21 protein-coding genes and 1 tRNA gene are annotated in these 23,847 nt (G+C 52.4%); 16 read left to right on the top strand and 6 right to left on the bottom strand.

Features of this window, described 5'->3' with window-relative positions; translation table 11 throughout:
- Positions 1-308: 308 nt before the first annotated feature.
- Together ACTIDN_RS03750 and ACTIDN_RS03745 are read left to right on the top strand one after the other, a co-directional pair.
- A complete protein-coding gene (locus ACTIDN_RS03750; RefSeq protein WP_441376015.1) occupies positions 309-1,550 on the top strand; it encodes a multidrug effflux MFS transporter in 1,242 nt (413 codons plus the stop codon).
- Between the two features lie 33 nt (positions 1,551-1,583).
- On the top strand, positions 1,584-3,005 hold the full coding sequence (locus ACTIDN_RS03745) for an amidohydrolase family protein (protein ID WP_441376014.1): 1,422 nt from the start codon (positions 1,584-1,586) through the stop codon (positions 3,003-3,005).
- Between the two features lie 55 nt (positions 3,006-3,060).
- Here the strand turns inward: ACTIDN_RS03745 and ACTIDN_RS03740 are convergent, their stop codons facing one another.
- The 4 genes from ACTIDN_RS03740 to ACTIDN_RS03725 form a co-directional block, all read right to left on the bottom strand.
- Positions 3,061-3,498: a hypothetical protein gene (locus ACTIDN_RS03740; RefSeq protein ID WP_441376028.1), complete on the bottom strand. Its 438-nt coding sequence runs from the start codon at positions 3,496-3,498 to the stop codon at positions 3,061-3,063.
- 24 nt (positions 3,499-3,522) lie between these two features.
- Positions 3,523-3,717: a Trm112 family protein gene (locus ACTIDN_RS03735; protein ID WP_048838981.1), complete on the bottom strand. Its 195-nt coding sequence runs from the start codon at positions 3,715-3,717 to the stop codon at positions 3,523-3,525.
- Between the two features lie 25 nt (positions 3,718-3,742).
- A complete protein-coding gene (locus tag ACTIDN_RS03730) occupies positions 3,743-4,372 on the bottom strand; it encodes an LON peptidase substrate-binding domain-containing protein (RefSeq protein ID WP_441376027.1) in 630 nt (209 codons plus the stop codon).
- Between the two features lie 90 nt (positions 4,373-4,462).
- Entirely contained in the window at positions 4,463-5,419 is a 957-nt protein-coding gene (locus ACTIDN_RS03725; protein ID WP_441376013.1) for a tetratricopeptide repeat protein, read from the bottom strand.
- Positions 5,420-5,651: 232 nt separating this feature from the next.
- On the opposite strand from ACTIDN_RS03725, the gene uvrA reads away from it, so the two are divergent.
- The 3 genes from uvrA (at position 5,652) to ACTIDN_RS03710 (ending at position 10,755) form a co-directional block, all read left to right on the top strand.
- Complete coding sequence (gene uvrA / locus ACTIDN_RS03720) at positions 5,652-8,546, top strand: excinuclease ABC subunit UvrA (protein ID WP_441376012.1); 2,895 nt, start codon at positions 5,652-5,654, stop codon at positions 8,544-8,546.
- Position 8,547: 1 nt separating this feature from the next.
- Positions 8,548-9,363, top strand: coding sequence for a creatininase family protein (locus ACTIDN_RS03715; RefSeq protein ID WP_441376011.1), 816 nt, complete (start codon positions 8,548-8,550; stop codon positions 9,361-9,363).
- Positions 9,364-9,477: 114 nt separating this feature from the next.
- On the top strand, positions 9,478-10,755 hold the full coding sequence (locus ACTIDN_RS03710; protein WP_441376010.1) for a YncE family protein: 1,278 nt from the start codon (positions 9,478-9,480) through the stop codon (positions 10,753-10,755).
- 53 nt (positions 10,756-10,808) lie between these two features.
- Here ACTIDN_RS03710 and aldA read toward each other — a convergent pair whose 3' ends face one another.
- Positions 10,809-12,266 (bottom strand): aldehyde dehydrogenase, encoded by a 1,458-nt coding sequence (gene aldA, locus ACTIDN_RS03705; protein ID WP_441376009.1) that lies wholly within the window; start codon positions 12,264-12,266, stop codon positions 10,809-10,811.
- 149 nt (positions 12,267-12,415) lie between these two features.
- Between aldA and ACTIDN_RS03700 the strand changes: the two genes are divergently transcribed.
- The 7 genes from ACTIDN_RS03700 (at position 12,416) to ACTIDN_RS03670 (ending at position 19,027) form a co-directional block, all read left to right on the top strand.
- Entirely contained in the window at positions 12,416-13,276 is an 861-nt protein-coding gene (locus tag ACTIDN_RS03700) for a LysR family transcriptional regulator (protein ID WP_441376008.1), read from the top strand.
- 215 nt (positions 13,277-13,491) lie between these two features.
- The gene (locus tag ACTIDN_RS03695; RefSeq protein WP_441376026.1) at positions 13,492-15,414 is read left to right on the top strand and encodes a M61 family metallopeptidase; all 1,923 of its coding nucleotides are present in this window, start codon (positions 13,492-13,494) and stop codon (positions 15,412-15,414) included.
- A 241-nt stretch (positions 15,415-15,655) separates the two neighbouring features.
- Positions 15,656-16,219 carry a NifU family protein gene (locus ACTIDN_RS03690; protein ID WP_415508753.1) on the top strand — a complete coding sequence of 188 codons (564 nt, stop codon included), beginning with the start codon at positions 15,656-15,658 and terminating at the stop codon, positions 16,217-16,219.
- 105 nt (positions 16,220-16,324) lie between these two features.
- Entirely contained in the window at positions 16,325-16,906 is a 582-nt protein-coding gene (locus tag ACTIDN_RS03685; protein ID WP_415508754.1) for a malonic semialdehyde reductase, read from the top strand.
- Positions 16,907-16,911: 5 nt separating this feature from the next.
- Complete coding sequence (tsaB, locus tag ACTIDN_RS03680) at positions 16,912-17,607, top strand: tRNA (adenosine(37)-N6)-threonylcarbamoyltransferase complex dimerization subunit type 1 TsaB (protein WP_441376007.1); 696 nt, start codon at positions 16,912-16,914, stop codon at positions 17,605-17,607.
- Positions 17,604-18,077: a ribosomal protein S18-alanine N-acetyltransferase gene (gene rimI / locus ACTIDN_RS03675; protein WP_441376006.1), complete on the top strand. Its 474-nt coding sequence runs from the start codon at positions 17,604-17,606 to the stop codon at positions 18,075-18,077. The genes tsaB and rimI overlap by 4 nt, the downstream gene beginning before the upstream one ends.
- Before the next feature lie 80 nt (positions 18,078-18,157).
- Positions 18,158-19,027: a DNA/RNA non-specific endonuclease gene (locus ACTIDN_RS03670; RefSeq protein WP_441376005.1), complete on the top strand. Its 870-nt coding sequence runs from the start codon at positions 18,158-18,160 to the stop codon at positions 19,025-19,027.
- A 77-nt stretch (positions 19,028-19,104) separates the two neighbouring features.
- Here ACTIDN_RS03670 and purD read toward each other — a convergent pair whose 3' ends face one another.
- Positions 19,105-20,388 (bottom strand): phosphoribosylamine--glycine ligase, encoded by a 1,284-nt coding sequence (gene purD, locus ACTIDN_RS03665; protein WP_441376025.1) that lies wholly within the window; start codon positions 20,386-20,388, stop codon positions 19,105-19,107.
- A 50-nt stretch (positions 20,389-20,438) separates the two neighbouring features.
- On the opposite strand from purD, the gene xseA reads away from it, so the two are divergent.
- From xseA to ACTIDN_RS03645, 4 genes are all read left to right on the top strand, one after another.
- Positions 20,439-21,899 (top strand): exodeoxyribonuclease VII large subunit, encoded by a 1,461-nt coding sequence (xseA, locus tag ACTIDN_RS03660; RefSeq protein WP_441376004.1) that lies wholly within the window; start codon positions 20,439-20,441, stop codon positions 21,897-21,899.
- Between the two features lie 101 nt (positions 21,900-22,000).
- Positions 22,001-22,345 (top strand): hypothetical protein, encoded by a 345-nt coding sequence (locus ACTIDN_RS03655; RefSeq protein WP_441376003.1) that lies wholly within the window; start codon positions 22,001-22,003, stop codon positions 22,343-22,345.
- A gap of 105 nt (positions 22,346-22,450) precedes the next feature.
- Positions 22,451-22,535: transfer RNA gene (locus ACTIDN_RS03650), tRNA-Leu, on the top strand.
- A 35-nt stretch (positions 22,536-22,570) separates the two neighbouring features.
- Entirely contained in the window at positions 22,571-23,752 is a 1,182-nt protein-coding gene (locus ACTIDN_RS03645) for a phosphoserine transaminase (protein WP_441376002.1), read from the top strand.
- Positions 23,753-23,847 lie beyond the last annotated feature (95 nt).

Raw genomic sequence — 23,847 nt, 5'->3', positions numbered from 1 at the left:
TTGAATGGCATTCAAGAGGTCGTCGGTTCGATCCCGATTGGCTCCACCAGTTTTCTCCATTTATAAAATCTCTCTTATTAAAGATGCAAAGTCTCAAGCTCTGTCATACTTGTGTTTGCGTGTTACCATCGGCTTCTCGTCGTGGGATACCCTCTCAAAATACTCTTGCCCAAACTGTTCAAAGTTTATCAGTGGCTAGGGAGCGTGTGTGGTATGCGCCACCTGTTTGCACGGAAAGTCTGGACAAGGTGGGGTGAACTAACCCAAGAGCAGAGTAATTTTTCCTCTTTTCACATCAGGTCTGTTGCATGACGTCTTCCTCCCCCTCCCATGCACCACCGGCTAGTCAGTTTTCACTATGGCATATTGTGCTGTTGGGTTTGGTTACCGGTATTGGTCCGCTTGCAACGGATATGTACCTTCCTGCTTTCCCGGAAGTGGAGCAGGATTTGGGTGGTGGTCTTGGCTCTGCCCAGTTTACGCTGGCTGCGTGGTTTTTGGGGCTGGCCTTCGGGCAGTTTTCCCAAGGCCCCTTATCTGACCGGTTTGGGCGGCGTGCCCCTCTTGTTGTTGGGCTGACTATTTTTGCCGTTGCATCCGCTGGGTGCGCTGTGGTGCAGGATTATCACCTGTTCTGCCTCTGCCGTTTTATCGGGGCTGTTGGTGGGTCTGCCTCTGCTGTTGTTCCACGGGCTATTGTGCGTGACGTGGCCACCGGCAAGAAAGGGGCGCGCATTATGTCCCAACTGACTCTGGTTTTTGGCGTGATGCCCGTACTGGCCCCAAGTTTTGGTAGTATTGTGCTGAAATTTGGAAGCTGGCGATGGATTTTCTGGGTTGGCGCACTGTATGGCGTGCTGGCAATACTGGGTATCCTTCTCACCCTGCCTGACACGCTGGCGAAGGAACGGAGAATACCCTTCTCCCCAACCCGGATTGCCGCGCGCTATATTGTTATTTTACAGGAGCCGGTGTTCCGCGCAAACGCGCTTATTGCGACCTTTTCCACATTCGTCATGTTTGCCTATCTGGGAAGTGCCCCTGTTTTGTTTGAGCAGGTACTCCATTTCTCTTCCGCGCAATTTGGCCTGTTTTTTGGGGTTAATGCTGCGGCGTTTATTCTTGGTACGCAGATCAATGGTAAGCTAGTGCACAAGGTTGCCATGCCCGTGTTGCTTGAGGGCGCCTTGTTGTGGGCTTTGGTTATTGGTGCTGTGTTTGTCGTGCTGGCCTGTATGGGGATTGCGGGCGAGCATCATCCCATCCTGACCTGTGCGCTTATTACAAGCATTACAGGCGCTCTTGGCTTTATTGGCCCCAATGCAACCGTCATGTCTTTCTTCCATCATGGTCACCATGCCGGGAGCGCATCTGCTATGTTGGGAACCTTACAGTTCAGCATTGGTTCCCTCAGCAGTGTGTTGGTGGGGCTACTGCCAGGTGGCAGTGCCATCCCCACGGCACTCGGCATGATGGCTGGTATTCTTGGTATGGCAGTGGCTGACGGTATGCGCCGCTTTGCCCCTCCAATAGGGGCGGAGGACGACTAACCCCCAGTCTGAGCACAAAGGTGATAAGGCAGAATGAAACGTAAAAATGGTTTTCTTAGTCCCATGCCCTGCAAAGGACATGCCTTCTCCCTACTGGCGGGTGTTTGCCTGACGATGTGGTGCACAGGGGCAACCTACGCAGCGCCACCAGAGACTGTGTTGCTTGAACATGTGCAAGTTTTTGATGGGTCATCCCCCACTGAGCAGTCTGACAGAGATGTGCTTATCCAGAACGGAGTAATCAGATCCCTTGGTAAAAGTGGCACACTGTCTGTGCCTAAAGGAGCCCTCCGCACTGACCTGAGCGGGAAAACCCTTATTCCCGGCCTCATTTCTGATCACAGCCATGTGGGCGTGGTATCCGGCACACAGGTTGGATCAGCCAATTTCACAGCGCCCGTCATTCAAGCTGCTTTAGGGCAATATGCACGGTATGGCGTGACAACGGTTACGGCGCTTGGTCTCACCAAGTCCCCTCTTTTTGACCAACTCCGCCAGCAGCAACACCAGAACACGCAAGGGGCGGACCTGTTTGGTGTGGACCAAGGGATAGGCACACCCGGAGGGATGCCGCCTGAGGGTATGGTCAAGGTAGGGAAGGACCAGATATTTCGGCCTGCCACAGCAGAAGAAGGCCGACAGGCAGTCCAGAAAATGGCGGATGAGGGAACGGACCTCGTCAAGCTCTGGATTGATGATTTCAAGAATGGCGTGTCTTCCGCCAAACCACTGCCTGTCATGAAGCCTGAGGTGTGGCAGGCGGTCATACAGGAAGCTCATGCCCGGCATTTGCGGGTTGCTGTTCATATTCATGATTTGCGCTACGCCAAGCGGTTGGTTGCTGACGGGGCAGATATTATTGCTCACGGTGTCAGGGATGAACCTGTGGACGATGAGTTCATAACCCTGATGAAGTCTCATTCCGCATGGTATGTGCCTACCATCAGTCTGGATGAGGCCACTTATCTGTTTGCTGAACAGCCTGCCTTGTTGCAGGACCCGGTTTTAAAACCGGCATTGAGTGAAGATCTTATCCGGCAGATTTCCGACCCTGCATGGCAGGAAAAAACCCGTACAGCACCTTTGGATGCGGCGTCACACAAAGCTGTTGCCATGAACCAGCAAAATCTTTTGGCTCTGTATAAGGCGGGTGTGAATATCGGGTTCGGAACGGACTCAGGTGCCGCGCCGGTGCGTTTACCCGGTTTTGCTGAGCACAGAGAACTTCGGTTGCTGGTGGAAGCAGGTTTGACCCCGCTGCAAGCCCTCCGGTTGGCAACCAGTCAGGCTGCTGCGTTGCTGGGCCTGTCTGACCGGGGCATGATTGCACCGGGGAAACGTGCTGATTTTGTCGTACTAGAGGCAGATCCGGCACAGAATATTGCGGCAGTAGACCAGATTGCTGCTGTCTGGCGGGGGGGCGTTAAAACAGAAGGACCGCTCGTTCCCCGATAAGACAATACGGCGCGTTGCTCTGGCAGAGACCACAAACAGTCTCTGCCAGAGCGCTTTAGTGCGGAGACTGTGGCGTGTTGGTCTGCGGGGTTTTCCCGTATATGGGCTGCGCCTGCGGAATAACCATATGACCATCACCCGACTCAAGCGGGCCAGACGTTGCATTGGAAGGCATAAGCGCTTCAAACCGGTCTTCAGGATGGTTTGATGGTGCTGGTGGTTTCTGACCATTCGCAGCAGCCAGATCTTCGCGGTCCTGCGCCTCTTTGGAGCGGCGTGCTTCTGCGGGCGCGGCTTCAGGAATAAAGCGGCCAGGCCGTTCTGGGGGCAGGTCTATGTTCTCGCCCTCAATTTCCCGGTGGCATCCCGTTAGGCACGGTATGCAGGATAGCAGAGCAAGCCCAAGGCATAGCGTTACAGGTGAACGGCGCCAAATCCCGCGCGGCCGGAACCGGACAGGGACAGTTTGGGTGCAGGGGGAGTGATGGATCACGAGCAAGCTACACCCAGTCCTGTATCAGCCTTCTAGGTGGCGGGCTTCTTCTGGCAGCATAACAGGAATGCCGTCACGAATAGGGAAAGCAAGCCCGGCCTGCTGGCTGACCAGTTCATTTGTCTCTGCATTATAAGTCAGCGGCCCTTTGGTTACAGGGCAGACCAGCAGAGAGAGCAGGCGGGGGTCAAGCGGGGCGTGGGTATGAGCACCGGACATATAAAGAGCATTCCTACAAAATCATTTACGAAGGCGGGCCATTATCTTCCGGCCCGGCCAGATCAAGCAACATCTGTAGCACACGCACACGCTCTGTTAAGGTGGCTGCATCAAGCAATGCCTGTTTTTCTGCCGGAGGGAAAGGACAGATCATGGGAAGGGTGACGAGCAAAATGTCATCCCCCATCTGCTCAATGACAGACCAGCGGGCATTGAGGCCCTTTTGCCGAAAATAGCGGCGCAGGGCATCCAGTAGTTTTTGCCGGTCAAATGGCGCAGATGGCAGTTCAGACAAATCTGCCGCGAAGGAGGAGACATCCACGCGGGCATGGCGGTAGCCTCTGTCTATCTCTGTCTCACGCAAAAGTCTGAAGCGGGCAATGCCGGTCAAGGTCACGGCATAAGTGCCATCACTGCGTTCTGTGAAAGACGTGATACGCCCCACACACCCGATTTTGTAGAGAGGCGGGGTGGCCTCTGGCGTTTCCTCATCTTCTTCGCGCCAGACAGGCTGGATCATGCCAACAAGCCGGTGTGAGGCCAGAGCATCTTCCATCAAGGCAATATAGCGCGGTTCGAATATATTGAGCGGGAGTTTTCCTCCCGGCAGCAGTAATACGCCGCTGAGTGGGAACAGGCCCAGCTCAATGGGCATATCTGCCAGAGTAAGGTCACAGACCCGCGGAATACGCCGCGGGATATCTGCTACGTCATCTTGGGGGAGATAGGATGCCAAAATTACAGATCAGGAAAACAGCAGGGAAGACAGCTTGCGGCGTGCTGCAAGCGTTGCTGGGTCCATATGGCCCCAGGCTTCAAAAAAGCGCAGGAGTTGCTGACGCGCGGCCCCATCTTTCCATGTCAGGTCAGCCTTAATGACACTGAGCAGCTCATCCGCAGCTTCCGTCCGTTTATTGGCAGCGTTAAGGGCTGTGGCAAGTTCGCACCGGGCTTCGTAATCATCTGGGTTGGCTGCAAGGCGTGCACGCACACCTTCCATTTCCTGAGCCGCTTTCCGGCCTTCCTTTTTCAGTTCCAGTGCTGCGCGGGCCCCCACAACATCCGGGGCCTCGGCAATTTTGGTGGGTACATCTGCCAAGGCAGCCGTGGCTGCTTCTTCATCATCCAGTGCCAGCAGGGCGCGCACTAGGCCACCCCATGCTTTGGGGTTCTCAGGCTCTTCACCAATAACGGCAGAATAGAGTTCTGCGGCCCGATCCGGCTGGTTGGTTTCCAGCGCAACATCCGCTTCAGCCAGAAGTTCTGTGGCGGGTAAGGTCCCGCCACCAGCGGCCTTCAGAACACCTTCAACAAACTTCTTGATTTCACTCTCAGGCAACGCACCCTGAAACAGGTCAAGGATCTGCCCTTTCCAGAAGGCAGCAACCATGGGGATGGACTGAAGTGGCAACCCAACCTGTGAGAGCTGGGCGGCAAGGGCACGGTTGGCGTCAATATCAAGCTTGACCAGACGCACGCGGCCTTTGGCTGCGGTTACAACTTTTTCCAGCACCGGGGCCAGTTGTTTGCAGGGGCCACACCAGTCCGCCCAGAAATCCACCAGAACAGGGACCGTACGGCTGGCCTCTATCACATTCTGCATGAATGTGTCCTGAGACCCTTCTGAAATGACAGGGGCAGCCCCCTGCCCTGTTGCACCGTTCTGCGTCTCAGGACGTGGCTGGCCGATAATATGGTCCATCTGGTGTCTTCCTTGCTCAAAACAGTGGGGAGTTTTTGTGCAACCGCTCCCCGTTTTGCGGCGTTTGCCGCCCTTGTTGTCCTAGATGGTCAATGAAAGGCGTGGGTGCAATGGGAATTCTGACGCAACATGCCCATATAGCTTATTAAGTATGCCTGACAGCATTCCATACCCTGTGGAGAAGCGCTAGAACAGGTAGTAGGACAAAACAGGAACGGCAGCGAAAATTCTGATGGAAAATACCCTTCCCCCCGATCAATCAGCTATTCGCGTCCGTGGTGCGCGGGTTCATAATCTCAAGAATGTTGATATTGATATTCCGCGTGATAGCCTGACAGTCGTGACCGGCCTGTCAGGGTCCGGTAAGTCTTCCCTGGCGTTTGATACCATCTATGCAGAAGGGCAGCGCCGCTATGTAGAAAGCCTGTCTGCCTACGCTCGCCAGTTTCTGGAACTGATGGGAAAGCCGGATGTGGACTCTATAGAAGGGCTGTCTCCCGCAATTTCCATTGAGCAGAAGACAACCTCCAAGAACCCGCGTTCAACCGTTGGCACCGTGACGGAAATTTATGACTATATGCGCCTGCTCTGGGCGCGTGCTGGCATACCGTATTCTCCTGCCACAGGGTTACCCATTGAAGCCCAGACCGTCAGCCAAATGGTTGATAAAGTACTGGCATTGCCGGAGGGCACACGCCTTCTTCTGCTCTCCCCTGTTATTCGCGATCGTAAGGGAGAATACCGCAAGGAACTGGCTGAACTTCAGCGTAAAGGCTTTACACGTGTTAAAGTGGACGGAGACCTTTACGAAATTGCTGATGTACCCACACTTAATCGGAAGTTGCGGCATACGATTGAAGTTGTGGTGGACAGAATTGTGGTGAAAGAGGGTATTGAAACCCGTCTGGCTGACAGTTTTGAGACAGCGCTAGAGCTTTCTGATGGCATTGTTTATGCTGAGGAAGTGCTAAAAGAGAGTAAAGCTGATGCTGAGAGATGGGTTTTTTCTTCCCGTTTTTCATGCCCGGAAAGTGGCTTTACTCTGGAAGAAATAGAACCGCGCTTATTTTCCTTTAATGCGCCACAAGGTGCTTGTCCGGCCTGTGACGGCATTGGCACGGAAACCTTTTTCAACCCCGCACTTGTTGTACCTAACCCTGCACTGTCGTTGAAAAAAGGTGCGATAGCACCGTGGAAGGATGCAAAGTCTCCTCTACTTGACCAGACATTGGAGAGTCTTGCTGCGCATTTCGGGACCAGCATGGACACGCCATGGAAAGACCTGCCTGAAGATGCTCAAACAGGTATTTTAAACGGGGTTCTGGAAGATGTAACCTTTACCTATAAAGATGGTAAAAAAAGCTATTCCGTTACAAAACCTTTTGAAGGGGTGTTGAAAAGTCTGTCACGCCGCCTTGCTAATACCGATAGCATGTGGGTACGTGAGGAACTTTCGCGGTATCAGTCTGAAAAATCATGCCATGTCTGTCATGGTGCACGCCTGCGTCCGGAAGCATTATGTGTTAAGGTTGCGGAGAAGACAATTTCAGAAGCATGTGATTTACCAATTGGAAAATCACTGTCCTGGTTTGAAAGTGTTTTGCCGACACTAACACCACAACGAGCCGAAATTGCGCGACGTATTCTCCGTGAAATTCAGGACAGACTGAAATTTCTGGATGATGTTGGGCTGGATTATCTTACTCTCTCACGGAGTTCTGCAACATTGTCGGGGGGAGAAAGTCAGCGCATCCGTCTGGCAAGCCAGATCGGGTCTGGTTTGACAGGCGTGTTATATGTTCTGGATGAACCGTCCATCGGGCTGCATCAGCGCGATAATGAACGCCTGCTCGGGACGCTGGATCGTCTTAAAAAGCTTGGTAACACACTCATTGTTGTCGAACATGATGAGGATGCTATAAGGAGCGCCGACTGGCTGGTTGATATGGGGCCCGGTGCAGGTGTTACTGGTGGTACAGTGATTGCGACGGGTACGCCGGAGCAGGTTGCCAAAGTGCCGGAAAGTATTACTGGTGCTTATCTTTCTGGTCGAAAGGTTATTCCCGTCCCTGCTCAGCGTAGGCCAATAGACAAAAAACGCCTTCTGACTGTGGAAGGTGCAAGTGGGCATAACCTTAAAAATGTCACGGCGCGTTTTCCGCTTGGTACATTTACCTGTGTAACTGGTGTTTCGGGCAGTGGAAAATCGACACTTGTTATCGATACATTGTACAAAACGCTGTCGCGTGAACTTATGGGGTCCTCAACCTCACCAGAACCCTGTAAATCTATCAAAGGCTTAGAACTGCTCGATAAAATTATTGATATTGATCAGTCACCTATTGGTCGTACACCACGGTCTAACCCGGCGACCTATACCGATCTATTTACCCCCATACGAGATTGGTTCGCCGAACTGCCGGAAAGCAAGGCGCGCGGTTATAAGCCTGGCCGCTTTTCATTCAACGTTAAAGGGGGACGATGCGAGGCCTGTCAGGGGGATGGCGTTCTCAAAATTGAAATGCACTTCCTGCCAGATGTTTTTGTGACTTGCGATACCTGTAAGGGGAAACGCTATAACCGTGAAACGCTGGAGATTAAATTTAGGGGTAAATCCATAGCAGATGTTCTGGCTATGAGTGTGGATGAAGCCCTCCCCTATTTCTCTGCGCAAAGCCGGATTCGGGACAGGCTGGCCATATTGCAGCAGGTTGGCTTGGGTTACGTGGCGCTTGGCCAACAAGCTACAACCCTTTCTGGCGGGGAAGCGCAGCGCGTTAAACTTTCTAAAGAACTTGCTCGTCGGGCAACAGGCCGTACTCTTTACATTCTGGATGAACCAACAACAGGGTTGCATACGGAAGATGTTAGAAAACTTCTTGAAGTTTTACACGCTCTGGTAGACCAAGGGAATACTGTAGTTGTGATTGAGCATAATCTGGAAGTTATTAAAACGGCTGACTGGTTGATAGATGTGGGCCCTGAGGGAGGAGATGGCGGTGGCCAGATCGTTGCAGAAGGTACCCCTGAAGATATTGCTGCCTGCCCAGAGAGTTATACAGGTCGTTTTCTCGCACCTCTTCTAAAATCAGTGCCAGTCAAAAAAACAACGCGAAAAAAGAAATAACATGAAAATTCATAAACATTTCATTGCTGGTGTTTTATGTGTCTCTGCTCTGTTTTCGCCTTTTTCGGCTAATGCACAGCAGGCAGGACAGGTTCTGTTCGAGCAGCAGACGTGGACAGAAATACAGTCAGCTTTAAAAGCGGGTACTACAACTATTCTGGTACCCATTGGTGGTACAGAGCAAAGCGGTCCGTATCTTGCTGTCGGGAAGCATAATGTGCGTGTTATGGTGCTGTCACAGCAGATTGCACAAAAGCTGGGGCAAACAATGGTAGCGCCTGTGGTAGCTTATGTGCCAGAGGGTACAACCAGCCCTCGCTCATCTCATATGCGTTTTCCCGGCACAATAACCGTTCCGCCTGATGTTTTCGAGAAAACTCTTGTATCAATAGGCGAGAGTTTTCAGGTTCAGGGGTTCAGAAACATCGTATTTCTGGGGGATCATGGCGGTTACCAGAAATATATGGAAAAAGCGGCTACAGTGTTAAATCACGAATGGCAGGGAAAAAACGCAAAGGCGCTTTATATTAAAGACTATTATACTGCCATTACCAACCAGTATGCAAAATGGCTTACCCAGCAAGGGCACGGAAATGAGGTAGGCATGCATGCAGACATAAGTGATACCTCCCTTCTTCTTGCCGTTGACCCATCAATGGTGAGGGAAAGTGCGTTACGGGCTTCTGGAACTCCTTCCGCAGCAGAGGGCATGTATGGGGGGGACCCTCGCCATGCCTCTGCTGAACTGGGCCGCGTAGGGGTGGCCATGCAAGTGAATGCGGCAGTTAAGGCCATTGAAGAAGAGCGTGTTAAATAATTAGTAGTAAAAAAGTCCGAAATAACCGGAAAATAGACGGCCTGTCCCTGTTATGCTAAGCTCTTACAGTGTTCATTTGGGCAAAAGTAAAAGCAAGGTACAGGCTGTAATATAATGATAGTAAAAAGGCATCTGGCAGCGGCAGCAGCTATAATGGTCACGCTGGGCACAGGGTATAACCTAGCCCATGCGCAAACAGCCGCGCCAGCCCCAGCTGAAGCTTCGGCCCCGGCAATTCCTTCCGGTAGTGCTGCGCCATCTGCTGGTGTAGCTCCGGTTAATCAGCCGACGTATCCGGGAGCAACTGTATCTGCTGTCCAGACCATTCCGGGTATGCCGCCAGTTCTAAACCCGACCAACCTGTATAGTGAAACGGCAGAGGGCCATATTGCCCCCCAGATTGCTCAGGACCCTGCCCGCGTTTATGTGCCTAACTTGCGGTCTAATGATGTTTATGTCATTGACCCCGCGACCAATACAGTGGTGGATAAATACAAGGTTGGTAAAAGCCCGCAGCATGTTGTGCCGTCTTGGGACTTACGTACGCTTTGGGTGACCAATAATGCTGAAGGTACCTTTGACGGAAGCCTGACACCGATTGACGCACATACCGGCAAACCCGGCCCGGCAGTGCCTGTAGATGACCCCTATAACATGTATTTTACGCCAGATGGTAAGTCCGCCATTGTTGTGGCTGAAGCCCGCAAGCGGCTTGATTTTCGTGACCCGCATACAATGGCGTTGCAGCAATCCGTGGACACGCCTGACTGTAAAGGCGTGAATCACGCTGATTTTTCCATTGATGGTCGGTATGCCATTTTCACCTGTGAATTTGGTGGTCATCTGGTAAAAGTCGATACCGTTAATAAAAAAGTATTGGGCTACCTAAAGCTTTCCAGTGGTGGCATGCCTCAGGATATTCTTATCTCACCTAATGGTAAGGTTTTCTACATCGCTGACATGATGGCCGATGGTGTCTTTGTTGTGGACGGTGATAACTTCCGGGAAGTTGGGTTTATTCCCACGGGTGTTGGCACTCATGGCTTGTACCCAAGCCGTGATGGTACAAAAATGTATGTTGCTAATCGTGGATCTCATAAAATTCACGGCAAACCCCATAGCACTGCCGGGGGTGTAACGGTTATTGACTTTGCGACAAACAAGATTGTTGCAAACTGGCCTATTCCCGGTGGTGGTAGCCCAGACATGGGTAATGTTAGTGCTGACGGCAAAACTCTTTGGTTATCTGGCCGCTTTGATGATGTTGTGTATGCTATCAACACACAGGATGGCAGCATGGTTAAAGTCCCTGTAGGTGCAGAGCCTCATGGCCTTACAGTCTGGCCACAGCCTGGCCGCTATTCTGTTGGGCATACAGGTATTTTACGCTAAGATTTTTTATAGCTTATGAGGAAAGGGGTGCAAATATGCACCCCTTTTTTTATTTAGGCATTCAGATAAACGGTTTTGGTTTGCACATAGGCTTCCAAACCGTATTTTCCATCCTCTCCACCTAGTCCGCTATCTTTGTAACCATGGTGGAATCCTTGTGGTGCTTCTCCTCCCTCACGGTTAACATAGACTTCTCCAAAATTCAGGTCAGAACTAATACGCATAATGCGTTTCAAATCCTGCGTGAAAACATATGCGGAAAGCCCATATTGGCACTCATTTGCCTGACGAAGAGCGTCATCATAATCAGTAACTTTGGTAAGAAGGAAGACAGGGCCAAATACCTCGTCTTTAACAATATCCATATCTTCGGTTACATTGGTAAGAAGAGTGGGTGCATAGAAAAAACCCTGATCGTAAGCGCCACCCGTAAGGCGCTTACCCCCCATCTCCAATGATGCACCCTGCGCCACGGCCTGCTCCACCATTTTATGCACTTTTTCAAGTTCTTTCAGGGTAACTTTGGGACCCATATCTGTTTTAGCATCAAGTGGGTTACCAACAGTCAGGACGGCAATTTTCTGGCGCACAAGCGTTAGGAACTGGTCATAGACCGCTTCATGCACATAGGTAAGCTCGTTACTGGTACAAACCTGTCCGGCGTTCGAGAAGCGAGCCTGTACGGCGGCTGTGGCTGCTTTCTCAATATCAGCATCTTCCATGACAATAAAAGGTGCTTTTCCACCCAACTCCAAGCGAACTTCCTTCAGAGTGTTCGCTGCTGCAGCCATAATTTTTTTGCCGGTTGCGGTGCTGCCAGTCATCGTAATCAGCTTGATATCAGGGTGTTCCACTAAGGGTGTCCCAACATCTTGGCCATTCCCGGTAACAACATTCAACACGCCTGCTGGAATACCAGCTTCTTCCGCTAAACGGGTGGCTTCCAGCGCAGCCAATGGGGCTAGTTCATGTGGTTTTATAACAATGGTATTGCCTGCGGCCAGTGCAGGAGCAACCTTGCGGGCAAAAAGAGCCAAAGGAAAATTCCAGGCCGAAATAGCGCCTATGACACCATGTGGTATCTTCTCAAATAGAATTTTCTCGCCTGGGCGGCTGCCGGGTATAATATCGCCTTCAAGTCTGCGTGTGTTCTCAGCGGCAAAACGGATAAGGCCTGTTGCAAAGTTAACTTCGATATGTGCTTCCGCAAGAGGCTTTCCCATTTCGCTTGAAATGACATGTGCAAAATGATCAGCGTTTTTTTCTATTAAAGCCTTGAAGGCATAAAGAATATCTGCCCGTTCTTCAGCCGTTTTTTTGCTCCATGCAGGGAAAGCATCCGCAGCAGCTTTTACAGCTTTTTCAACATCGTGCTGTGTGCCGTTTGTCGCTTTGCCAACAAGGGCACCGGTCGCAGGGTTACGAATTTCAGTGACACTATCAGCGCTTCCATTTTCCCACTGACCATTGATGTAGAGTTTATAGGTATCTTTAAGGGCGGGGTTGGACATGAAATTTTCTTTCCATAAAAATTGTGTGCAAGACTGGTGTCGTAAAGACTAACGCCTTGCGAGCTCATGGTTTCATAGTGCCCGCTGTTCAGGCGGAATGAAAAGTGATTAATTAAGAGGATAATCCTCATTTTTTATGAGTCTTGAAAATGTATCGTCCGAAATTATCTCAACTTCGCTTCTTTTGCGCTATTGTAGAAATGGGGTCGATTGCAGCAGCAGCGGATAAAATGAACTGTGTGGCATCCAATATCACCATGCGGCTGAAAGAGCTGGAAAATGATATTGGGCATGCACTTTTTACACGCGAGAACAAAAGCCTTACCATTACCCCGGCAGGTCGAAAGTTTTATCAAGACGTCAAACCACTGGTCGAGAAATGTGATGAACTTCCGTTTTTGTGGGAGAAGGACAAACAGAGGGCTATTTTTAAAATAGGCGCGCTAGATGTTGCTTTTCTTACCTGTATATATAAGAAATTACCAGAATTTATAAAAAATTATCCGGATATTTATGTAAGTATTATAAAAGGGTCCAGCTTTGCTTTGGAACGTATGGTGCTGGAGCAGACCATTGATCTGGCCATTACAGATGGACCTGTGCAAACAACCCAATTACAGAGCGTCTTTGCTTTTCATCAGCCACTTTATTTGGTTATGCCGGAAGGCATAAAAAAAGAGAGCGCGGATATCATCAAAAAATCGAATTTTTACCTTTTTAATCAGGATTGTTTTTACCGCCAACGGGTTGAAGTGTGGCTTGAACAAAAAGGCTATCAACCTCGCACCATTCAAACGATAGAATCTTATGACGTCATAACGGCGTGCCTGAAACTGGGGAATGGATTTTCCTGTATGCCGGAAAGCATCATCACCCAGTTATACAAGCAGGGTCACGTTTTGAATGTGCGACCTATGCTGGAACTGGGGCCAACGGATGTTTATTTTGTGTGGCGCAAAACCGCGACGTCAGAAATAAGAGAAAATTTCATAAGCATGATGAAGACATAAAATTTTAAAAATTATCACAGATAAAGTAATTTACAGTCTGTTCGTTGTTTTGGTTCCGATACGTCTCGACACTCTAATATTATAATGCTTCTAGTAGGTATGGTTTTCCCCAACAGTTTGGCGTGTGTGGCTGAGCTGGTGTCGGGGCACAGGGAGTATCTCACACTATGTCTTTCCGCCGTTTTATTCTCTCTTCCGTGGCTGGGGTTGGTCTTATGTTTGGGGCAGTGCTGGCTTACGCAGCAACGCCACAGGAGCAGCCGCAGCCGCAGCCTTTGCCGCTTCCTCCCGCGCTTCCAACCCCTCAGGACAAGCCCTATGCCGGGCAGTTGTTTCTTCAGGTTGATGCAACGGATCTGTCACGCCACATACTGAGCATGAAAGAGACGGTACCTGTACCGGCAGATATCGCCCAGAATGGTGGTGATTTTGTTTTACTCTATCCAATGTGGATACCGGGTGATCACTCCCCTACGGGCACTATAGATCAGTTGGGTGGTATAACCGTAAAGGCAGCAGGCCAGTCCCTGCTCTGGAAACGCGATACAGTAGAGGTGAGTGCGTTCCATATTCAGGTGCCTAAAGGCACACATGAAGTTACGGTTGCCTATCAGCTCTTAACGCCGGTTTCCCCTAACGAGGGGCGTGTTGTCATGACTGATGCCATGGTCAATGTGCAGTGGTCAGCAGTCTCGCTTTATCCTGCTGGATATTTTACACGGCAGATTATGGTTAAACCGCAGGTTATTCTGCCTGCTGGCTGGGATTACGGCACGGCCCTACGTGCGGACGGTTCAAAGACAGGCGGAACAGTCACGTTTAAGCCAGTTTCCTTTAACGTGTTGGTCGACTCCCCTCTCTTCTCTGGAAAATATTTCAAAAAATTTGACCTGACACAAGAAGATCATGTTCCTGTGACACTGAATGTCATGGCAGATCACCCTGAAGATCTTGCCGCGACAGATGCACAGATAAAAGCGCATAAGGATTTAGTAAAACAGGCAAATTTGCTGTTTGGGTCACATCATTACGACCATTATGATTTTCTTCTGGCTTTGACAGAGCATCTGGGCGGAATAGGTCTGGAGCATCATCAGTCTAGTGAAAATAGCGGACCACGCGGTTATTTTACCAAATGGGATAAAACATTCGCAGCGCGTGACCTGCTGGCGCATGAATATACGCATTCATGGAATGGCAAGTATCGTCGTCCTGCCGGACTATGGGCCCCTAACTTCAACACGCCTCAGCGTGGTGCAGGATTGTGGGTGTATGAAGGGCAGACACAGTATTGGGGCTATGTTCTGGCCGCTCGCTCGGGTTTGATGAGCATTCCGCAGGTGGAGGAAGCTCTGGCACAGGTTGCTGCGGTGTATGATGGCCGTCAGGGTCGCCAGTGGCGTCCATTAATTGACACAACCAATGACCCAATTATTGCACAGCGTGCCGCACAGTCCTGGAAAAGCTGGTTGCGGAGCGAGGATTACTATTCTGAGGGCCAGTTAATCTGGCTGGATGCAGATACGCTTATTCGTAAATTATCCAATAACAGTAAGTCTTTGAATGACTTTGCCGCGAAGTTCTTTGGAACGCACGATGGCAGTTTCATAACCAGCACGTATCAGTTTGATGAAGTGACACAAACGCTCAATGCGGTGCAACCCTACGACTGGGCAACCTTCCTGCATCAGCGTGTTGACGAAATTCAGCTTCACGCCCCCTTGGATGGGCTGACGCGTACAGGTGCCAAGCTTGAGTTTTCTGAAAAGCCATCAAGTTACATAGAGTCCGCTTCTGGTATCCGTCATAGCTCAGACTTCCTCTTTTCTCTTGGTTTTTCTGTTAGCAAAAAGGGAGCTTTGTCTGAGGTTCTGTGGGGTAGCCCTGCTTGGAAGGCCGGAATCACCCGTGATCAGGACCTAGTTGCCGTCAATGGGGAAGCATACGATGCGGATACTCTGAAAGATGTGATTACGCAGGCCAAAGGTGCCAATAAAGCCCCAATCACGTTGCTACTGCGTGACAGAGACCAGTATCGCACTGTGATACTCTCTTATCATGACGGGCTGCGTTATCCGTATCTGGCGGGTAATCTGGACGGGCTGAAGGCCCTTTTGTCTCCTATTACAACGCACTAGCCGAAGTATCTTCTGGTGGGGTTGGCAAGGTATAAGGCCAACCCTGCTTGGAGCGTGTCACCATACCAGATATGGGCCCTGTGCCGGGCTGTTGGACAGTATGGTTATACTCGGGTGCTGTCAGTATGTGCCTGATATCTGGATAATCGGTTTTCTTTTTGTAACAGGACTTGCCGTGTCCTCATTCTGATGCCACCTGATAGCGACATAGTGAGCTTTTCAGAGATCAGGACTAAAACCGATGTTCATTGAAACAGAAGACACCCCTAATCCCGCCACTCTCAAATTTCTGCCGGGCCGCCCTGTCATGGGGGATGCGGGGACAATAGACTTTATTGACGCCGATGCCGTGATTGGCCGCTCGCCTCTGGCGGATGTGGTGTTTGCTATTCCGGGCGTGTCCCGCGTGTTTCTGGGGCAAGACTTTATTTCCGTCACCAAAGCAGATGGCACGGATTGGTCAGACCTACGCCCTGCCATTCTGGCTACGGTGGCAGACCATTTTGCTGCAGGCCTGCCGGTTGTGGGTGAGGGCGTAGGCGTTGTGGAAGACGTTATTGCCCCGGAAGATCAGGAAATTGTGGCGCAGATCAAGGAACTGCTTGATACCCGTGTGCGTCCCGCCGTAGCTGGCGATGGTGGGGATATTGTCTTCCGGGGGTATCGGGACGGTATTGTGCGTCTGACCATGCAGGGTGCCTGCTCTGGCTGCCCATCATCCCGCGCAACACTCAAGCATGGTGTAGAAAACATGCTCCGCCATTATGTGCCAGAAGTGGTTGGGGTTGAGCAGGTAGAAGGCTAACAGCCTCGGTATCTTTGCGTTGGCGCTTCTCTGACCTAAAAGGGAAGTACCAAATGCACTATACCGCCATCATGCTGGTGGCGGGACTATGGAGACAACATACCTATGCTGGACGAAAGCGGGCTGGACCTTCTTTTCCATAAAGCGCGCACGCCCCGGCGCTGGATGGCCCGCCCGGTGGAGCCAGACGTTTTGCGCCAGCTCTACGAAATGGTCAGTCTTGGCCCTACGTCCGGCAACTGTAGCCCTGCCCGTTTTGTATTTATTACAGGCTCAGAGGGGCGGGAAAAGCTGCGCCCTGCCCTGTCCGCAGGCAATGTGAACCGCGTTATGGGGGCTCCTGTCATTGCCGTGGTGGCGCATGACCCGTTGTTTTTTGAACAACTGCCCCGTCTGTCTCCCAATGAAGAATTGCGCTCGTGGTTTGCAGCAGATGTCGGGCTGGCGGAAGAAACATCCTTCCGGAATGGCACATTGCAGGGCGGGTATATGATTTTAGCGGCCCGCGCATTGGGGCTGGATGTATTGCCCGTCTCCGGTTTTGACCAGTCTGCTGTGGAAGATGAATTTTTGGCGGATACTGGCTGGCGCGCCAATTTTCTACTGTGCCTGGGGTATGGGGATACGGAAAATCTGCCGCCGCGTGCGCCGCGTCTGGCGTTTGAAGAAGCCTGTCGTCTCCTGTGAAACAGATGAGCCGAATTCTTGTGCTGGATGGAAGTGCAGCAGGTGATGCAGCCTTTGGTCTTGCTGCGTGTGTGCAACAGACTGATGGAGGTGGCTTCCAGCAAATAAGTTGCCAGCAGGCTGCGGGTAAACAAGCCGCCGAGGGCATAGGTTTGCTTGCCACGCAGGCGCTGAAAGATGCTGGGTGGCAGGCGGGTTCACCCATTCAGCCTGAGCTTGTAGCTGTGGTGGTGGGGCCGGGTTCTTTTACTGGCCTGCGTGCTTCCTGCGCTACTGCTGCCGGTTACGCGCTGGGGCTGGGTGTGCCTGTGGTGGGTGTTACACGCGGCGAAGCACTGTGCCCCGTGCTGGATGCTGAGTGTGCACAGCATGGTGGAGATGTCCTGCAAGGCTGGATGTTGGTAACAGCCGCACGGCGTGGACGTGTTTTTGTAGAAACAAAGGCAGGCACACAGGCGGTCGCTTTGGATGCATGGCAGTTTCCCGCAGGGCGCTGGCTTGTTGCAGGCGATGCCGCAGAAAGTGTGACGCGCCCGGACTGTGTTGTGTCCAGCACTAACATTCCTGATCCAGCGCAGATTGCCGCTGCTGCCTGTGCGCGTTTACAGGGAGTGCTGCCACCACGTGATGCGCTCCCTCTTTATGTCGATCCACCTGAAGCCAAACTGCCAGCAGCGGGTTTGCGTTCGGCCCCAGTATGAGCGGTGATATTCCTATTCACGCAGTGGGAGCCGCTCATGCAGGTGTTCTGGCGGCACTGCATTGCGCAAGTTTCTCTGCGGGAGATCAGTGGCAGGAAACTGCTATACGGGAGCTTCTGCCCTTGCCTGGCACACATGTAGGGCTTGCAGTGGAGGGGGAGCACCCCGCAGGTTTTATTATGATCAGATGTGTTGCAGGTGAAGTTGAAATCCTGACCATTTGCGTTGCAGCAGAGTATAGACAGCATGGTGTGGGAACTGCTCTTTTGACGTGGGCCATACAACAAGCTGAAGCGGAAGAGGCCGAAACCTTGTTTCTGGAAGTTTCCTCACACAATCATGTTGCACAGCGTGTTTATCAAAAAGCTGGTTTCAGGCAGGTTGGTTTGAGAAAGCGATATTATCCTGATGGATCAGATGCTTTTGTGCTTGGTTACAACTGTAACAGGGCAGCATTGGCTGAAGCCTGAAACTTCCGATACCTATTTTCTGACTATGCGGTGTAAGGGAGGGCGTAGCGAGTATGCCTTTGCCTGCATAAGGAGAAAGAGTGCGTAAATCTTTTTTTCTCATCAGTTGTTTTTATTTTTTTCTACCGACGTCTGGTTTGGCTGCATCCTGCCCGGACATGTTTGCAAACGGGCAACCTCCCGTTGTGTTGTCTGAAACACAGCGTATCGGGACAGTTATGCTATGCAACACACACTATGCTGTTCTTGTATCTGAGCAAAAGCGCGCGCCGTTATGGTCTGCGGAAGATCTGACAGAGGAAAACCTTGAGGTGGCGGATAAAACCCGTCGGCAAGGTAGTTTTGCTCCGGATACGCGGCTTCCCCCTCTTATGCAGGCACAGCCGGAGGATTACACCCGATCAGGGTATGACCGTGGCCACATGGCCCCAAGTGGAGACCAGCCCGGTCTGGAACCACAAAAAGAAAGCTTCTTACTGTCAAACATAGTTCCACAGACACCTGAGCTGAACCGTGGGCCATGGGAAGGCGTTGAAAGTGCTGTAAGAGGCTGGGCGCGAGAAGAAGGCGAGATATTTGTGGTGACCGGGCCGGGATATGACCCGGATTCATTCCGTAGTATCGGGCCGCACCACATTCCCATTCCAGCCGTAACATGGAAGGCAGTTTACGACCCGGCAGGCAACGGGACTGGTGCTTATGTGTGCATGAATACCCACACGCCGACATGCCGTATTACGTCTGTTGCCATGTTAACACGGCTGGTGAATATAGACCCCTTCCCCGGAGTGCCGCAGGCGTTAAAGGACCGGGTAACAGCTATGCCACCTATACGTGAAAGCCCGTATGCTTTGGCTAAACACGATAATACACGGAAATTTCTTAAAGAATGGGGAACAAAAGCAGCCAGAAAGGCGCTTAGAGCTTTGGTAAAATCTCTGGTTCCGTAAAATAGTAAAAAAATTGTTTTCGAAACCCTTAGCGACAAAACAAAAGGGTTTCGAAAAATTTATGTCATAAAATCAGCTTAAAGAGCGCGGTTGCCAATGTCTGTGCGATACTGTGCACCATCCCATGTTATGGCTTTAACACCGGCATAAGCTCTTTCCTGTGCTTCTTTGACAGTTTTTCCTAAAGCACAGACAGCCAGAACGCGGCCGCCAGAGACGACAGTTTCACCAGATATGTTTTTCTGTGTGCCTGCCTGAAAAACCTTTACGCCTTCAAGAGCATTGGCATCCTCAATGCCGGAAATAATAGCGCCGGTTAAGGGCTTTCCGGGGTAGTTCTGCGCTGCCATGACAATGCTGATGGAGGCATTGTCAGAAAACGTAATGGGCGTTGTGTCTAGTTTTCCGTCGGCAAGTGCTTTCAGGGCGGGCAGTAGGTCTGATGTCAGGCGTAGCAGCAGGGCCTGAGCTTCCGGGTCACCAAACCGCACGTTATATTCAATAAGTTGTGGCCCTTTGTCCGTTAGCATCAAACCGGCAAAAATAACGCCACGGAAGGGCGTGCCCCGGTGGGCCATTTCGCGCAGCATCGGACGCACCAGCAGGTCCAGCGCGTCTTCTTGTGCAGCATGGTCAAAGCCACGAGGGGGAGAAACAGCGCCCATGCCGCCTGTGTTGGGGCCAGTATCCCCATCGCCTATGCGTTTATGGTCCTGTGCCGCACCAATAAGAACAGCACTTTCACCGGAACAGAAGGCAAAGAGGGAAACTTCCTCTCCCACAAGGCAGTCTTCAATAACAACGCTTTTCCCGGCATCGCCCATGCTGCCCTGCGTCATCATCTCGCGCACGGCATCTTCTGCTTCAGCAACAGTTTGCGCCACCACAACGCCTTTGCCTGCAGCAAGGCCATCTGCCTTGACCACAATGGGGGCGCCGCGTTCACGCACATAGGTCAGGGCGCTCTCAACAGAAGTAAAGCGTTCACCCTGTGCCGTGGGAATACCTGCCGCGTAGCAGATTTCCTTGGTAAAGCTTTTGCTGCCCTCAAGCCGGGCGGCGGCCTGTGTAGGGCCTGCGCAGGCAATGTTTGCTTTGGCGCAGGCATCTGCCAGCCCGGCGACCAGAGGTGCCTCAGGGCCGGGAACAATCAGGTCTATGGCCTGCTCTTTGGCAAAGGTAATCAGCGCCGGTACGTTTTCGGCCCCTATAGGCACGTTCACGCCGAGTTCTGCCGTGCCGGGGTTGCCCGGAGCAATGAAAAGCGCCGTAAGAAGCGGCGAGCGAGCGAGCGTTGCGGCCAGCGCATGTTCCCGTCCGCCTGATCCAACCAGTAGTACCCGCATTGTTTTCTCCCGCATCTGTAAGGTCTGCTCTTTCAGGGCGAGCGTCTGTAGCATAAGTTAGGCCTATGAACGAAGAGTTTGCAGCAGGCGCTCCCTCAGCGGGGAATGTGCCGGAATACACCGTCTCGGAAATTTCAGGGGCTATCAGGCGCACGCTTGAGGGCACTTTTGGTCGTGTGCGGGTGCGTGGCGAAATTACGGAATTCAAGCGCTACCCCTCCGGCCATGTTTATTTCTCGTTAAAAGATGAGAATGGGAAGATTTCCGGCGTGGTGTGGCGCGGGTCTGTCTCCCGCCTCGGGCTGGTGCCGGAGAACGGGCTGGAAATTATAGCAACCGGCAAGATCTCGGCTTATGGCGAGCGTTCAAGCTACCAGCTGGTGGTTGAGCGCATGGAATATGCGGGCGAAGGGGCGTTGCTTGCCCGTATTGAGCGGCTACGCCAGAAGCTTGCAGAAGAAGGCGTGTTTGACGCTGACCGCAAGCGCCCTTTGCCGCTGCTGCCCCGTGTGATTGGGGTTGTGACCTCATCTCAAGGCGCTGTGTTGCATGATATTCGTACAACGCTGGCACGGCGCTTTCCGCGCTTTATGCTGGTCTGGCCCGTGGCGGTGCAAGGTGAAGGAGCCGCTGCACAGGTCAAGGCTGCTATAGAGGGTTTCTCGCGTCTTGATGGTACGGGGCCAGTGCCCCGGCCAGATGTGCTGATTGTGGCGCGAGGTGGCGGGTCTTTGGAAGATCTGATGGCGTTTAATGATGAGGGTGTGGTGAGGGCTGCTGCGGCCTGTACCATTCCGCTTATATCAGCTGTGGGGCACGAGACTGATACAACTCTGATAGATTTTGCATCTGACCGCAGAGCGCCTACGCCCACAGCAGCAGCAGAAATGGCAGTGCCTGTGCGTACGGAACTGCTGGCAGACCTTGAGCACAGGGGAGCCCGTGCGTTGGGGGCTTTGTCCCGCCAGTTGCAGACAAGCCGTCTCAGGCTGGACCGTGCGGCCAACGCTTTGCCTGACCTGCCGAGCCTTCTTCAGACTGCCCGGATGCGACTTGATGACCGGGGCCGGAGGCTTGAAGTGGCGCTACCGGGTTTTGTACAAAAACAGCGTGTCGCTCTGGTGGCCGTAGAGCGGCATATGCCCTCCGTTGAGACCTTGCTTGCCGCACGGCGTACGCGCTTAGCTCTGCTGGGTAGCGCGTTACAGAACGGCCAGCGACACATGGTACAGGTAAGGGAGGCCCGTTTGGGTCGACTGCGTATTTCCCCGGCACCTCTTGCCGCACTGGTCCGGGAGCGCCGGGCCACTTTGGTAGGCCTTGGCGGGCAGCTTGAAGCCGTTTCCCCTCAGGCCGTACTGGCACGGGGATATGCTCTGGTTACGGCGCATGGCCAGCCCGTTACGTCCGCCAAGGCGCTCACGCAGGGGCAGACTGTGCAGCTTACTTTTGGTGACGGTAGTCGGGACGCCACAATTGGTACACAAAACAGGCAGGACCGGCCACAAGGACAGCTTGACCTGTAAGGCTGAGTTGAGCCGGCATAACCAGCGTATTATACTAAGAAACTCACTACAGGATACCGGGGCCAGGAACGCCTTGCGGGCCAAAATAAAGGGAAGAAACCATGTCTGTCCGTTTTATGTCCCGTGCTGCGGGTTGTGCTATCGTGGCTCTGTTGGCCGGATGTGCGGCCCAACCGCAGGCTCCGCAAAAAACATCCGCTCCGGGGTTTGCGCCCGGTATGGTATCTGACACGCCATCGGCGAATGAAAGCCAGTTGCAGAACGATCCGTCCGCGCCGCTGAACACCCCTCTGTGCGGAACAGCGGCACGGGAAGCTCAAAGCATGGGCGTTCAGAACTACCCACAGCCGCTTGCCGTAGGAAATAGCTGCACACAAAATGCCTGCTTCAATACCCAGACAGGCACATATATTGCTGCGGATGGCTCCGCACGGGTCTGCCGCTAACGGCAAAAAGCCTTATAAGCCTTACTGTGTGGGACAAATAAGGCTTTAAATACAAGAAGCAGACTTTTCCCATAAGCATTTTGCTGATAGGGAGAGGCTCCAGCCGCGAGAGTGACGGAATCGGTAGACGTAGTCGGCTCAAAATCGACCGCCGCAAGGCATAGGGGTTCGAGTCCCCTCTCTCGCACCATGACTTGTCCCACGACCCATATCCGGACAGGGTGAATGACCTCCACACAATCCAGCGTTTCTTCTCGCCCGGTTACACGACCGGGCAATCCGTGTTTTTCCTCTGGCCCGTGTGCAAAACGCCCCGGATGGAGCGTAGCCGCTTTATCTGATGCCTTTACCGGGCGCTCTCATCGCTCAGCAGAAGGGCGTGCGCGTCTGGCAGACGTAATAGAGCGTTCATCTGCCATACTGGGCGTGCCGGAGGGGTGGCGCGTTGGCATTGTACCCGCATCGGATACAGGTGCTGTGGAAATGGCGTTGTGGTCTCTGCTTGGGGCCCGTCCGGTAGATGTGCTGGCATTTGAGAGCTTTTCCACCCTTTGGGCGCAGGACATTGTGTCTCAGCTTAAGCTGGACAACGCCCGCGTTCTGAAAGCTGATTATGGCCACCTGCCAGACCTGAACGAAGTCAATTGGGCGCATGATGTGGTGTTGGCTTGGAATGGCACAACATCAGGTGTTTGCCTGCCGTCTTGCGATGTCATACCCGCTGAGCATGAAGGGCTGGTCATTTGTGATGCAACCTCTGCCGCGTTTGCCATGGACCTGCCTTGGGACCGCTTGGATGTTGTCACATGGTCTTGGCAAAAAGCTCTGGGTGGAGAAGCTGCGCATGGCATGTTGGCGCTTTCTCCCCGTGCGGTGGCGCGGCTGGAAGACTTTGAAGCCCCACGGCCACTACCCAAAATTTTCCGTCTGACAAAAAAGAACGCATTGATAGAACCTATTTTCAAAGGGGATACTATCAACACACCGTCCATGCTGTGTGTGGAAGATGCGTTGGATGGCCTGAAATGGGCGGAGTCCATTGGCGGGCTGGCAGCCCTTAAAGCCCGGAGCAAGGCCAATCTGGCTGAAGTGGCCGCATGGGAAGCAAAAACGGATTGGGTGTCCTTTCTGGCGGAAAAAGAAGAGGAACGCTCCTCTACCGCTATTTGTCTGCGTATTGTGGCACCGTGGTTTCTTGCACTTGAGCGGGCTGAACAAACCAAGGTTGTCAAACAGATAACCGGCCTGCTGGACAAGGAAGGTGTGGCTTTTGATATTGCCAGCTACCGTGATGCTCCCCCGGGTTTGCGGATATGGGGCGGTGCCACCGTTGAGGCAGCAGATGTCAAGGCGCTCTTGCCGTGGCTGGATTGGGCTTTTGCACAGGTTGCTCCGTCTGCCAGCTAAAATGAGGTAAAAACGTACAAGAGGAAACCGGCTTCTTTCTGGAAAAGGAGCCGGTTTTTTATTGCCTTGCTGGGACGGCTGCCAGAACTCTGTGT

Source organism: Acetobacter sp. (assembly GCF_052102375.1).
Taxonomy (GTDB): domain Bacteria; phylum Pseudomonadota; class Alphaproteobacteria; order Acetobacterales; family Acetobacteraceae; genus Acetobacter.
Note: the sequence above shows the minus strand (reverse complement) of the source record. Positions and strands in the feature narration are given on the sequence as shown.

Coding starts and splice junctions, on each gene's coding strand:
- ACTIDN_RS03745 (WP_441376014.1), top strand. CDS start 1,584: ATGAAACGTAAAAATGGTTTTCTTAGTCCCATGCCCTGCAAAGGACAT.
- ACTIDN_RS03655 (WP_441376003.1), top strand. CDS start 22,001: ATGTCTGTCCGTTTTATGTCCCGTGCTGCGGGTTGTGCTATCGTGGCT.
- uvrA (WP_441376012.1), top strand. CDS start 5,652: ATGGAAAATACCCTTCCCCCCGATCAATCAGCTATTCGCGTCCGTGGT.
- ACTIDN_RS03695 (WP_441376026.1), top strand. CDS start 13,492: ATGTTTGGGGCAGTGCTGGCTTACGCAGCAACGCCACAGGAGCAGCCG.
- ACTIDN_RS03730 (WP_441376027.1), bottom strand. CDS start 4,372: ATGCCCATTGAGCTGGGCCTGTTCCCACTCAGCGGCGTATTACTGCTG.
- ACTIDN_RS03645 (WP_441376002.1), top strand. CDS start 22,571: ATGACCTCCACACAATCCAGCGTTTCTTCTCGCCCGGTTACACGACCG.
- ACTIDN_RS03690 (WP_415508753.1), top strand. CDS start 15,656: ATGTTCATTGAAACAGAAGACACCCCTAATCCCGCCACTCTCAAATTT.
- aldA (WP_441376009.1), bottom strand. CDS start 12,266: ATGTCCAACCCCGCCCTTAAAGATACCTATAAACTCTACATCAATGGT.
- xseA (WP_441376004.1), top strand. CDS start 20,439: ATGAACGAAGAGTTTGCAGCAGGCGCTCCCTCAGCGGGGAATGTGCCG.
- ACTIDN_RS03685 (WP_415508754.1), top strand. CDS start 16,325: ATGCTGGACGAAAGCGGGCTGGACCTTCTTTTCCATAAAGCGCGCACG.
- ACTIDN_RS03715 (WP_441376011.1), top strand. CDS start 8,548: ATGAAAATTCATAAACATTTCATTGCTGGTGTTTTATGTGTCTCTGCT.
- rimI (WP_441376006.1), top strand. CDS start 17,604: ATGAGCGGTGATATTCCTATTCACGCAGTGGGAGCCGCTCATGCAGGT.
- ACTIDN_RS03735 (WP_048838981.1), bottom strand. CDS start 3,717: ATGTCCGGTGCTCATACCCACGCCCCGCTTGACCCCCGCCTGCTCTCT.
- tsaB (WP_441376007.1), top strand. CDS start 16,912: ATGAGCCGAATTCTTGTGCTGGATGGAAGTGCAGCAGGTGATGCAGCC.
- ACTIDN_RS03725 (WP_441376013.1), bottom strand. CDS start 5,419: ATGGACCATATTATCGGCCAGCCACGTCCTGAGACGCAGAACGGTGCA.
- purD (WP_441376025.1), bottom strand. CDS start 20,388: ATGCGGGAGAAAACAATGCGGGTACTACTGGTTGGATCAGGCGGACGG.
- ACTIDN_RS03710 (WP_441376010.1), top strand. CDS start 9,478: ATGATAGTAAAAAGGCATCTGGCAGCGGCAGCAGCTATAATGGTCACG.
- ACTIDN_RS03700 (WP_441376008.1), top strand. CDS start 12,416: ATGTATCGTCCGAAATTATCTCAACTTCGCTTCTTTTGCGCTATTGTA.
- ACTIDN_RS03750 (WP_441376015.1), top strand. CDS start 309: ATGACGTCTTCCTCCCCCTCCCATGCACCACCGGCTAGTCAGTTTTCA.